The following is a 10,848-nucleotide window of genomic DNA, read 5'->3' as shown; positions in this document are numbered from 1 at the left end:
GCCAGACATAGCCCGTCTGGCGGCTGATGCCGAAGCGGTCGCAAAGCGCCGAAACGTTGGCGCCCTCCAGCCCCGCCAGACGACAAAATTCCAGACGTTGATCCACCACAGATGCCTCCCGCCAAACCATGCCAACCTCCCGAGAAATCCTCAGGCAACTGTCAGGCATGTCTCCGAACATCTGTCAGGTATCTCTCCGGTCCATACAGTGCCGAGGATCTACGCACGTCAAATTAAGCCTATGAAAACAAAGGTTTTTCTGTCAAATAATTGCGGTGGTCAGATGCTCGGCACAAGACCGAGCATGACGGAAGAGAGTTTGCCAGCAAACTGATGTAAATCCACACTCACATCATCTTCCTGCCGTTCAGCACCGGCTGTTCGACCGCCGCAAGCACGATCGCGCCGTTTTCGTCCTCGAATCCCAGCGTCAGCACTTCCGAGCGGACCGGCCCGATCTGCCGCGGCGGGAAGTTGACGACGCCGAGCACTTGCCGGCCGATCAGGCTTTCGAGCGTGTAATGCACGGTGATCTGCGCCGAGGATTTCTTGATGCCGATCTCGGGGCCGAAATCAATGACCAGCTTGTATGCCGGCTTGCGCGCTTCCGGAAAGGGACTGGCCTCGATGATCGTGCCGACGCGGATGTCGACACGCTCGAAATCGGCGTAGGTGATCTCTTCGGCCATGCGGATCTCCCTCAGCCGGCCAGTTCCTCGGCCCGCTTGCGCGCCGCCGCAAGGGCCGCGTCGAACAGAGGCTGCATGCCGTCGTCGGCCATCAGCACGGCGAGCGCCGCCGCCGTCGTGCCGCCGGGAGACGTCACGTTCTGCCGCAGCCGCGAAGCTTCGTCGGGGGACTGGTGCAAAAGTTCACCAGCCCCCGCGACCGTTTCCCGCGCAAGACGCATGGCGAGGTCCGCCTGCAGGCCGAGTTTACGGCCTGCTTCTGCCATACATTCCACGAGATAAAACACATAGGCCGGACCGCTGCCCGAAAGCGCCGTCACGGCATCGATATCGGCCTCCTCGGGCACCCATTCGACCGGGCCCGAGACCTTCAGAAGCGCATGGACGCGCTCGCGCTGCTCGCCGCTGACCGCAGCATTGGCGAAGGCGCCGGTGACGCCGCGTCCGACCATGGCAGGCGTGTTCGGCATGGCGCGCACCATGGCGGCTTGGCCCAGATGTTTTTCGAGGAAGCCGAGCGTCTTGCCGGCGGCGACCGAGACGACGACCGTTTCCGGCCCGACGGCGCTCTTCAACGGCGGCAGCACCGTCTCCATGACCTGCGGCTTGACCGCAAGGAACAGCACGCCCGCCTTCAGCTTCGCCGGCAGAGCGGTGAGATGCGTCGCGCCCGCCTCGCCGATCGTCGTCAGCATCGCCTGCGACGGGCCGGGATCGACGACGACGACGGCCGAGCCGGGAACGCCGCTTTTCAGCCAGCCGGAGAGCATCGCTCCGCCCATGTTTCCGGCGCCGATCAGGACCACGGGATTTTTGGAGGAGAAAGCGTTCGCCGGCATCTTATGCCTCGCCGACCGTTTCGAAGAGCACGGCTTCCATCGCCTTCATCGCGTCCATGCCGGACCAGACGACGAACTGGAATGCCTGGAAATAGGCTTCGCAGGTGTCGAGCGCGCTGGAAAGCAGCACTTCCACCTGCCGGTTGGTGGGCTCCGCGCCGCCGGCAAGCAGCAGCGACTGGCGGAAGATGACGACATCTTCCTGGCGCCAGAGGTCGAAATGACCCATCAGCACCTGCCCGTTGATCGCCGAGAGCAGCTTGACCACCTCGTTGACCCTGATGTCGGGAACTTTGATGTCGAAGGCGCAGCCGAGATGCAGCGCCTCGAATTCCTCCATCCAGGAGAAGGAGACATGGTAGTCCGCCCAGCGGCCTTCGACCGTCATTGCGATCTCGTCCTCGCCGGACCGTTCGAACGACCAGTCATTGTTGGAGGCCACGTACTCGATCATATCGACCGGGTTCGACTGACGCTCGACTTCCAATTCCATCAGGTTCATGCAGCACCTTCTTGACCGGAACGAATGCGACCTAACTTGCTGTTACAGACACAAGAAAAGACACACGCAAATACCGGAACCACCACTCGGATGATCGTTGAACCGCTGCCAGACTTAACGCAGATAACCTGCCCGGAGCTTACCAAGTCGCTTCGAATCATCATTTAAAATCAGTGTATAATGACCCTTGCCACCTGCCAGCCCCCAGAAGGGAAAATAGGGCGGACCTGCTGTGGAAAGCACTTCGAAACTCAATTCAGAAGGGAGATTAAACGACTCTGCGTATTGGCTTTTTTGGCAGTGTCCACAGGTGGAAAACTCACCTGAATTTTTTGTGACGGACGCGGCATGGGAGCAAAGAGGCCATGCCGCGTCTTGTATTTTATCGGGACTCAGCGGCCTTCGCCGGCAAGTTTCGCTTCGAGCGCGGCGATGCGGGCCGCAAGCGCCTCGTTCTCGTCGCGCGCCTTGATCGCCATCTCGCGCACGGCCTCGAATTCCTCGCGCTTGACGATGTCCATGCTGTTCAGCCAACGCTCGGCCTGGGCGTTGAAAGCGGTCTCGATCTCCTTGCGAACGCCCTGGGCAGCACCCGCCGCATCGGTCATCAGCTTGGCGAACTCGTCCATGATGCGGTTCGTTCCGGTCGTCATGGCGTTTTTCTCCCTTCATATAAGGTGAATTCAGCCCTTCGGGGCCTCGAAGATTGAGGTAGGGCTTCGCCACCCGCGATGCAAGCGCTTTGCGCGGGATAGTCTCGCTGGAGCGGGCGGCGGAAGTGCGATCACGAACAATGCACTTGACCGTCCGGGATCGCGGCGGCATGTTCCGCCGATCTTAACGGATGGGAAAACCTTGCCGACAGCCGCCAATCTCCTTGCCATCATGCCTTTCCCTGACATCAATCCGATCGCCTTTTCGCTCGGTCCTGTGGCGATTCACTGGTACGGCCTGGCCTATGTCGCCGGCATCCTGCTCGGCTGGGCCTATGCGCGCCGCCTCGCCGCCAATGACAGTCTCTGGCCGGGCAATACATCGCCGATGACGAAGACGCAGCTCGACGATTTCATCGTCTGGGCAGCCCTCGGCGTCGTGCTCGGCGGCCGTCTCGGCTACATCTTCTTCTATGACCTCTCCGCCGTGCTGCGCGATCCCATCCGCGCGGTCCAGATCTGGAACGGCGGCATGTCCTTCCACGGCGGCCTGACCGGCACGACGATCGCCATGATCATCTTTGCCCGCCGCAATGCCATTCCGATCTGGAGCCTGTTCGATATCGTCGCCGCCGTCGTTCCCTTCGGCCTGTTCTTCGGCCGCATTGCCAATTTCATCAATGGCGAGCTCTGGGGCCGGCTGACCGACGTGCCCTGGGCCGTGGTCTTCCCGACCGGCGGTCCCTTCGCCCGCCATCCGAGCCAGCTTTACGAGGCCGGCCTCGAAGGCATCGTTCTGCTCCTCGTGCTAGCCGCCCTCGTCTATGGCATGCGTGCGCTGAAAAGCCCCGGCTTCATCACCGGCGTCTTCGTCTGCGGTTATGCGCTGTCGCGCATCTTCGTCGAGTTCTTCCGCGAGCCGGATGCCCAGCTCGGCTACCTCCTCGGCACGAACTGGCTGACCATGGGCATGGTGCTCTCTTCCCCGATGATCCTGCTCGGCGTCTGGGCAATGCTGCGGGCCCGCCGCCAGGCTGCCCTCCAGCTCTAAACCGGCAGGATGCACGACATGACCACCGCTCTAGGCGAAAAGATCAAGGCGATCATCCAGGCCAACGGCCCGATCAGCGTCACCGATTATTTCTCGCTCTGCCTTGCCGATCCCGAACACGGCTATTACCGCACCCGCGAGCCCTTCGGCCGCTCCGGCGATTTCGTCACCGCGCCCGAGGTCAGCCAGATCTTCGGTGAGATGATCGGCGTCTTCATCGTCCATGCCTGGCAGCGCCACGGCACGCCGGCGGGTGTCCGCCTGGTCGAGATCGGCCCCGGCCGCGGCACGATGATGGCGGATATGCTGCGTGTCATCGCCCGCATCGCCCCGCCGCTTTTCGACACGATGAGCGTGCATCTCGTCGAAACCAGCGAGCGCCTGCGCGACGTCCAGAGCCAGACGCTCGAGTCCTACGGCGAAAAGATCGCCTGGCATGAAGGCTTCGACGAGGTGCCGGCAGGCTTCACCCTGATTGCCGCCAACGAGCTGTTCGACGCGATCCCGATCCGCCAGTTCATCCGCACGCAGACCGGCTTCCGCGAGCGCATGGTCGGGCTCGATGCCGATGGCGAGCTGACCTTTGCCGCCGGCGTCGCCGGCCTCGATCCCGCACTTCTCCCCGAACCGGTGCAGAACCTGCCGCTCGGCACGCTCTTCGAGATTTCGCCCGCCCGCCAGGCCGTGATGATCGCGATCTGCGAGCGGCTGCGCGCCTTTGGCGGCACGGCGCTCGCGATCGATTACGGCCATCTCGTCACCGGCTTCGGCGATACGCTGCAGGCGGTGCGCATGCATGAATTCGACCCGCCGCTCGCCCATCCCGGCGAAGCCGACCTGACGAGCCATGTCGACTTTCAACAGCTCGCCGAAACGGCGCTCGCAGCCGGCCTCCATCTGAACGGCGCCCTGCACCAGGGCGATTTCCTGACAGGCCTCGGCATCCTCGAACGCGCCGCCGCACTCGGCAAAGATCGCGAGCCGCAGACCCAGCAGGTCATCCAGACGGCGGTCGACAGGCTCGCCGGCGCCGGTGAAGGCCGGATGGGCGAACTCTTCAAGGTCATGGCGGTCTCCCACCCCGCGATCGATCTCATGCCCTTTCGCCCGGTGGATTGACAGGGCGCACGCGGCTGGGCCAACATCCCCAGCGAAGCAGAAACTTGACGCGCGCCGCCTGTGCGATGCGCTCGGGATGATACAAACCCCTTTTTAAAACCCCGGAATCACAGATGCAGGACGCGGCCTCTCCCGCACCGATCGAAAGCGCGCTGCTGAACGAAGCGACGGGCAGCACCATCCGCCACGGTTATTTCACCCGGGCCGGCGGCGTTTCCGAAGGAATCTATCGTGGCCTCAATGTCGGCCTCGGCTCCAGCGACGCGCGTGACGATGTCATCGAAAACCGCCGCCGCGTCGCCGCATGGTTCGGCCTGCCGCTCGAACGGCTGGCAACGGTGCATCAGGTCCACTCCCCCGACGTCGTGACGATCGGCGCCGATTACGACGGCGCCCGCCCCGAGGCGGATGCGTTGGTGACGGCAGCGCCGGGGATCGTGCTCGGCGTGCTCGCCGCCGATTGCGGCCCGATCCTTTTTGCCGATCCCGACAACCGCGTCATCGGCGCCGCCCATGCCGGCTGGAAGGGCGCGCTGACCGGCGTGCTCGAAAACACCGTCGCCGCCATGGAGGCGCTGGGCGCGGAACGAGACAGCATCGTCGCCTGCCTCGGCCCCTCGATCAGCCAGAAAAGTTATGAGGTCGGCCCGGAATTCGTCGAGCGCTTCCTCGCCGAAAACCCGGCTTACCAGCGCTTCTTCGTGCCTTCGGCAACACCGGGCCACGCCATGTTCGATCTGCCGGCACTGACCGTCGAGCGGCTGACGCGGGCGGGCGTGCGCGCCGAGAGCCTCGGCCTCTGCACCTATCCGGATAGCGAACGCTTCTTTTCCTATCGCCGGACGACGCATCGCAAAGAGCCGGATTACGGCCGCCAGATTTCAGCGATATCAATCAGGGAGACTTGAGCAGAATGGCATTGCACTTCGAAAAGGCCGAGTTCGCAAGCCGGCTTGCGCGCCTCACCGAGAAGATGAAGGAAGAAAAGCTCGACGCCCTGCTGCTCTTCGCCCAGGAAAGCATGTATTGGCTGACCGGCTACGACACCTTCGGCTACTGCTTCTTCCAGACGCTGATCGTCAAGAGCGACGGCACCATGGCGCTGCTCACCCGCTCGGCAGATCTTCGCCAGGCCAAGCACACTTCGATTCTCGACGACGTCCACATCTGGGTCGACAGGGTCAATGCCGATCCGACGCTCGACCTGAAGAACCTCATGGTCGAGATGGACCTGCTCGGCGCCCGCATCGGCGTCGAATACGACACGCACGGCATGACCGGCCGCGTCGCCCGCCTGCTCGACGCGCAGTTGACCACCTTCGGCCAGATCGTCGACGCCTCCTACCTCGTCAGCCGCCTGCGCCTCGTCAAGAGCCCGACTGAGGTCGCCTATGTCGAGCGCGCCGCCCTTCTCGCCGACGATGCGCTCGATGCCGCCATCCGGCTGACCAAGCCCGGCGCCGACGAGGCCGATATCCTCGCCGCCATGCAGGGCGCGATCTTTTCCGGCGGTGGCGACTATCCCGCCAACGAGTTCATCATCGGCTCCGGTGCCGATGCCCTGCTCTGCCGCTACAAGGCCGGCCGCCGCAAGCTCGACGCCAACGACCAGCTGACGCTCGAATGGGCCGGCACTTACGCGCATTATCATGCCGCCATGATGCGCACGATCGTCATCGGCGAGCCGATGCAGCGCCATCGCGAACTCTACAATGCCTGCCGCGAAACCATCGAGGCGATCGAGACGGTGCTGAAGCCCGGCCACACCTTCGGCGACGTCTTCGACATGCATGCCCGCATCATGGACGAGCGCGGCCTTGCCCGCCACCGGCTGAACGCCTGCGGTTATTCGCTCGGTGCCCGCTTCTCGCCCTCCTGGATGGAGCATCAGATGTTCCATGTCGGCAATCCGCAGCCGATCGAGCCGAACATGTCGCTCTTCGTGCACATGATCATCGCCGATTCCGACACGGGCACGGCAATGACGCTCGGCCAGACCTATCTGACGACGGCGGATGCGCCGCGCACGCTTTCCCGCCACCCGCTCGATTTCATCGGCCTCTGACCGGCTGGAATCGACCGGTGAGAATCCGGGAATTGACAGAGGACCATCCCCGCCCGCATAAATCCAGGCGGGGCTGACGTGAATGTGGGAAGGACGGATCAAGGGATGACGCGAGCTGCGATTGTGCCCACGCTCCTCTTCGTCATGGCTCAGCTGACCGCCTGCAACACCACCGATGCGCTGACGCCGATGGTCGACATCGGCGATTCCTCGGCGAGTGCGCCATCGAGCCCGGTCACGCAGAGCGAGGCCGAGAGCCTGGCAGGCACCCGCCAGCCGGCCTTCGCCGCAAATACGCGGCAGGGCGGCTATCACCCGGCCTACGACCAAACACAGCGCGCCTATCGGCCCGGTTCCGGCGCACCCCCGACGACGATGCAGGAGCAGGCCGACGCTTTGTCGCGCAACGATTCCTCGCCCGCCGCCTCCGCCCCGATCGAGGGGCAATCGCTGCCGCCGCCGTCAAGCGGCGAAGAACCTGCCGCTCCGGCGGCCGAGACGCAACAGCCTCGGCAGACTGCCGCCCTCAACCCCGGCCCCTCGTCCGCCCGCGGCAATACCGTCCGCTTCCTGCCGATCATCGGCGCGCCGGTTCAGGCGGTGACGCCGCTTTCGCGCCAGCTCGGCTCCGAGGCTCGCGCGCACGGCCTCTCCATCAAGAGCTCGAACGACGCGAGCAGCGACTACATCCTCAAAGGCTATCTCTCCGCCTTCAGCGACGACGGCAAGGTCACGGTCGTCTATGTCTGGGATATTCTCGACAATGGCGGGGGGCGCCTACACCGCATCCAGGGCCAGGAAAGCGTGCCGACGGCCGCGGCCGATCCCTGGGCGGGCGTTCCGGCCTCGGTGATGCAGCAGATCGGCTCGAAAACCATCGCGGAATTCACCTCCTGGCGGCAGTCGCAGGGCGGTTAGTCACAAACTTTTTGCAAATATCAAAGCCTGTGACGCCTTTGCCCTTGCATTCACAGGGAAGCTGACTAAAAAGCGCGGCTATCAGCGCATAACAGGCGGACCAAAATGAAGGTTTTCGCAGGCAATTCGAACCGGCAACTCGCCGAAGCGATCTGCAACTATCTCAATGTTCCCTTGGGGAGAGCCAGTGTTCGAAGGTTTGCCGACCAGGAAATCTTCGTGGAAATCCAGGAGAACGTGCGCGGCGAGGACGTTTTCCTCGTGCAGCCCACGGCATTTCCCGCCAACGACCATCTGATGGAACTGCTGATCATGATCGACGCCATGCGTCGTTCGTCGGCACGCCGCATCACCGCCGTCCTTCCCTATTTCGGCTACGCCCGTCAGGACCGCCGCGCATCCGGTCGCACGCCGATCTCCGCCAAGCTGGTCGCAAACCTGATTACCGAAGCCGGGGCCGACCGCGTCATGACGCTCGATCTCCATGCCGGGCAGATCCAGGGCTTCTTCGATATCCCCACGGACAACCTCTTCGCCCTGCCCGTGCTGACGCGCGACATCAAGAGCCATTATGACCTCAGCAACGTCATGGTCGTCTCGCCCGACGTCGGCGGCGTGGTGCGCGCCCGCGCGCTCGCCAAACGGCTGGACTGTCTGCTGGCCATCGTCGACAAGCGTCGCGATCGGCCGGGTGAATCCGAAGTCATGAACATCATCGGCGACGTCACCGGCAAGGACTGCCTGCTGATCGACGACATCGTCGATTCCGGCGGCACGCTCTGCAACGCGGCCGATGCCCTGCTCGCCCAGGGCGCCGCCAGCGTCACCGCCTATATCACCCACGGCGTTCTTTCCGGCGGCGCGGTCACTCGCGTCACCTCCTCGAAGCTGCGCGAACTCGTGATTACCGACTCGATCCAGCCGACGACGGCGGTGCTCTCAGCGCACAATATCCGCGTCGTGACGACGGCGCCGCTGATCGGCGAAGCCATCAGCCGAACCGCCCAGGAAGAGTCCGTCTCCAGCCTCTTCGATTAAAACCGTCTTCTCCGTCATGCTCGGCCTCGTGCCGAGCACCTGACCACTGCAATTATTTGACGCAAAAGCGTTTTTTTCAGCCATTTAATCGGCCGAAGCAGATCCTCGGCACAAGGCCGAGGATGACGTCGCGGGATTTGCAGCGGTTTGTCAGCAGCCTGAAGGCCGGCACAGGGCCGGCCTCCTCATCTTTGATTCCAATTGAGAACGTTCAAGGCTGCTGCGGCGGCGCAGGGACAGCGTCCTGACCTTCATCCGGTTCCTGCTCCGTCTCCGGCTCCAGCCCCCGATCCTGATCCGGACCATCCGGTCCCTTGACCACCTGGCCGTTGACAGTGATCGCGCCATCGCGACTGATGCTGATGTCCCAGCGCGAACGGCCGTCGGGATCGGTCTTGGCGAAGCCTTTCACCATCATGATGCCGAAAGAGACCTGGTTGAGATCGGGATCCGTCTTGGCAAGCTCCTGAATCGACGCGATCGTCTTGTCGAGATCGCGGGCAAGGATCGTCGCCTCCATCGAATAGTCCTTCTCGGTGTCGACCCGGCCCTCGATCTTGCCCGACATGTCGATGTCATAGACATCGGACTTGGCGCTGATCTTGGGAAACTCGACGGCAAGCCGGCCGTCGCGGAAGAGTTTCTTCGCCATCTCCTCGCCGCTCTTTTCCGGCGCCTCGGCGTTGAAATCCACCGCCATGAGGGCGTCGCCCAGGCTTGCGAAATCCAGATTCGGAACGGCGAGCTGGAAATCGAAGTTGGTCGGCATGAAGCTCGCATAATTTGCCGGCATCAGCGGCGTGTCGAGGCTGATCTCCTGCGCGTTCAAGCCGAAGCCGAAACGCATGGCATCGCTCGGCCCGTCGATGGCGAGGTTATAGCCGAATGCCTTGGCGCCGCCCTTGCCCATCTCGCTGCTGATCGTCAGATCGTGGACCCCGATCGTCTCGCTGAACAAGGTCAGAAGCGGGAAGGCTTCCTTCACTATTCCCTTTATCTTGGCGCTGTCTTCCGGGCTCAATTCCTTCTCGTCGAGATGATCGAGCACGAAGAAGACCATGTCGCGAAGCTGCTTTGCCGGCAGGCCGTTCACCTTCGCCTCGAAATCGATCGAACCGGCACGGAATTCGACGGGCGGCATCTGCAGGCCGGAAACCTGCTCGACGAAATCGGACATCGAACCGGTGCCGGCAAAATCGACACGTCCGTTGCCGCCGGCACTATCCGCCGAACTCAGCTTCTGGTCCATGCTGGCGATGGTGGCATGAACCTCCTCGGTTTCGGACTTGCTGGACATCTTGATGTCCTTGGCCGCGAAGGTGCCGGAACGCAGATAGCTGATCGCCGGGTCGAAGACGCCGGTATAAACAAGCGAAGCGATGGAATAGGTGAAATCCGTGGGCTTCTGATCCGGGCCTTTGAAATGGCCGGAGACGTTGAACTTGTTGTCGCCTTCGACGTTCCAGAGCCCGCTGTCGAGCGGCGTGGCGAACATCGAGAACGGTGTCAGCCCTTTGATGGTGAAGGTCGCCGGATCGGTCTTGGCAAGCAGCTTCGCCAGATCGTAGATGACCTCATAGCGCGTGCCGGCCGGGTTGACGGTAATGAAGCCGCTCTTCGCCCAGTCCTCCGGAAGCAGCTTCGTCAAGGTCTCCTTGACCGTTTTGGCGCCGTCCTGATTGATCTCCGCGCCCTCGGCCGCGGTGAAAAGGCAAAGGGCAAGCATGCTCGTTGCCGTGACAAGTTTGAGACGCATAGTCTGGTTTTCTCCTCAGCCGCTTTTTGATTGCGGCCATCCAAAGATGCGAAGCGTGCGGATGTCAAGCCAAGTGGCGATAAGCACTGGCAATTTTGCCTTTGAACAGGCGCAGATCGCGCGTGATTTCAAGGTTTTCTCATTGAGGCGGCAGGCGAATGCGATCTCGCCAGGTTGACCGGCCCGCATGATTGAGCGCCTTGGCGAAAGGCTGTATA

General features: G+C 62.8%; 11 protein-coding genes. 6 read left to right on the top strand and 5 right to left on the bottom strand.

What is annotated here, in order from left to right; genetic code table 11:
* Window positions 1-347 precede the first annotated feature (347 nt).
* The 4 genes from QD408_RS23875 to QD408_RS23860 all read right to left on the bottom strand — a co-directional run bounded on the left by QD408_RS23875 (window position 348) and on the right by QD408_RS23860 (window position 2,683).
* A complete protein-coding gene (locus QD408_RS23875; RefSeq protein WP_414140988.1) occupies window positions 348-689 on the bottom strand; it encodes a tRNA-binding protein in 342 nt (113 codons plus the stop codon).
* 11 nt (window positions 690-700) lie between these two features.
* Complete coding sequence (gene proC, locus QD408_RS23870) at window positions 701-1,528, bottom strand: pyrroline-5-carboxylate reductase (RefSeq protein WP_414140987.1); 828 nt, start codon at window positions 1,526-1,528, stop codon at window positions 701-703.
* Window position 1,529: 1 nt separating this feature from the next.
* The gene (locus QD408_RS23865; protein WP_088681941.1) at window positions 1,530-2,030 is read right to left on the bottom strand and encodes a YbjN domain-containing protein; all 501 of its coding nucleotides are present in this window, start codon (window positions 2,028-2,030) and stop codon (window positions 1,530-1,532) included.
* A gap of 392 nt (window positions 2,031-2,422) precedes the next feature.
* The gene (locus tag QD408_RS23860; RefSeq protein WP_010065892.1) at window positions 2,423-2,683 is read right to left on the bottom strand and encodes an accessory factor UbiK family protein; all 261 of its coding nucleotides are present in this window, start codon (window positions 2,681-2,683) and stop codon (window positions 2,423-2,425) included.
* A 202-nt stretch (window positions 2,684-2,885) separates the two neighbouring features.
* Here QD408_RS23860 and lgt point away from each other — a divergent pair, with 202 nt between their 5' ends.
* From lgt to QD408_RS23830, 6 genes are all read left to right on the top strand, one after another.
* Entirely contained in the window at window positions 2,886-3,734 is an 849-nt protein-coding gene (lgt, locus tag QD408_RS23855) for a prolipoprotein diacylglyceryl transferase (protein WP_414140986.1), read from the top strand.
* 18 nt (window positions 3,735-3,752) lie between these two features.
* Window positions 3,753-4,853, top strand: coding sequence for a class I SAM-dependent methyltransferase (locus QD408_RS23850; RefSeq protein ID WP_414140985.1), 1,101 nt, complete (start codon window positions 3,753-3,755; stop codon window positions 4,851-4,853).
* Window positions 4,854-4,966: 113 nt separating this feature from the next.
* Window positions 4,967-5,761 carry a peptidoglycan editing factor PgeF gene (pgeF, locus tag QD408_RS23845; RefSeq protein ID WP_088681938.1) on the top strand — a complete coding sequence of 265 codons (795 nt, stop codon included), beginning with the start codon at window positions 4,967-4,969 and terminating at the stop codon, window positions 5,759-5,761.
* A gap of 5 nt (window positions 5,762-5,766) precedes the next feature.
* Window positions 5,767-6,918 (top strand): M24 family metallopeptidase, encoded by a 1,152-nt coding sequence (locus QD408_RS23840; RefSeq protein ID WP_088681937.1) that lies wholly within the window; start codon window positions 5,767-5,769, stop codon window positions 6,916-6,918.
* A 105-nt stretch (window positions 6,919-7,023) separates the two neighbouring features.
* Window positions 7,024-7,836, top strand: a complete 813-nt coding sequence (locus QD408_RS23835) for a hypothetical protein (RefSeq protein WP_088681936.1) — start codon at window positions 7,024-7,026, stop codon at window positions 7,834-7,836.
* Window positions 7,837-7,941: 105 nt separating this feature from the next.
* A complete protein-coding gene (locus tag QD408_RS23830; RefSeq protein WP_088681935.1) occupies window positions 7,942-8,874 on the top strand; it encodes a ribose-phosphate pyrophosphokinase in 933 nt (310 codons plus the stop codon).
* Window positions 8,875-9,085: 211 nt separating this feature from the next.
* Here the strand turns inward: QD408_RS23830 and QD408_RS23825 are convergent, their stop codons facing one another.
* Window positions 9,086-10,630, bottom strand: coding sequence for a hypothetical protein (locus tag QD408_RS23825; protein WP_414140984.1), 1,545 nt, complete (start codon window positions 10,628-10,630; stop codon window positions 9,086-9,088).
* Window positions 10,631-10,848 lie beyond the last annotated feature (218 nt).

The sequence above is a fragment of the Rhizobium sp. BR 249 genome (assembly GCF_047445895.1).
Classification (GTDB): domain Bacteria; phylum Pseudomonadota; class Alphaproteobacteria; order Rhizobiales; family Rhizobiaceae; genus Rhizobium.
The sequence above is the reverse complement of the archived record's forward strand: the minus strand, read 5'-3'. Positions and strand labels throughout refer to the sequence as shown.

Bases quoted from the DNA above. Each gene is read 5' to 3' on its own strand.
- QD408_RS23875 (WP_414140988.1), bottom strand. From the start codon at position 689: ATGGCCGAAGAGATCACCTACGCCGATTTCGAGCGTGTCGACATCCGC.
- proC (WP_414140987.1), bottom strand. From the start codon at position 1,528: ATGCCGGCGAACGCTTTCTCCTCCAAAAATCCCGTGGTCCTGATCGGC.
- QD408_RS23865 (WP_088681941.1), bottom strand. From the start codon at position 2,030: ATGAACCTGATGGAATTGGAAGTCGAGCGTCAGTCGAACCCGGTCGAT.
- QD408_RS23860 (WP_010065892.1), bottom strand. From the start codon at position 2,683: ATGACGACCGGAACGAACCGCATCATGGACGAGTTCGCCAAGCTGATG.
- QD408_RS23850 (WP_414140985.1), top strand. From the start codon at position 3,753: ATGACCACCGCTCTAGGCGAAAAGATCAAGGCGATCATCCAGGCCAAC.
- pgeF (WP_088681938.1), top strand. From the start codon at position 4,967: ATGCAGGACGCGGCCTCTCCCGCACCGATCGAAAGCGCGCTGCTGAAC.
- QD408_RS23840 (WP_088681937.1), top strand. From the start codon at position 5,767: ATGGCATTGCACTTCGAAAAGGCCGAGTTCGCAAGCCGGCTTGCGCGC.
- QD408_RS23835 (WP_088681936.1), top strand. From the start codon at position 7,024: ATGACGCGAGCTGCGATTGTGCCCACGCTCCTCTTCGTCATGGCTCAG.
- QD408_RS23830 (WP_088681935.1), top strand. From the start codon at position 7,942: ATGAAGGTTTTCGCAGGCAATTCGAACCGGCAACTCGCCGAAGCGATC.
- QD408_RS23825 (WP_414140984.1), bottom strand. From the start codon at position 10,630: ATGCGTCTCAAACTTGTCACGGCAACGAGCATGCTTGCCCTTTGCCTT.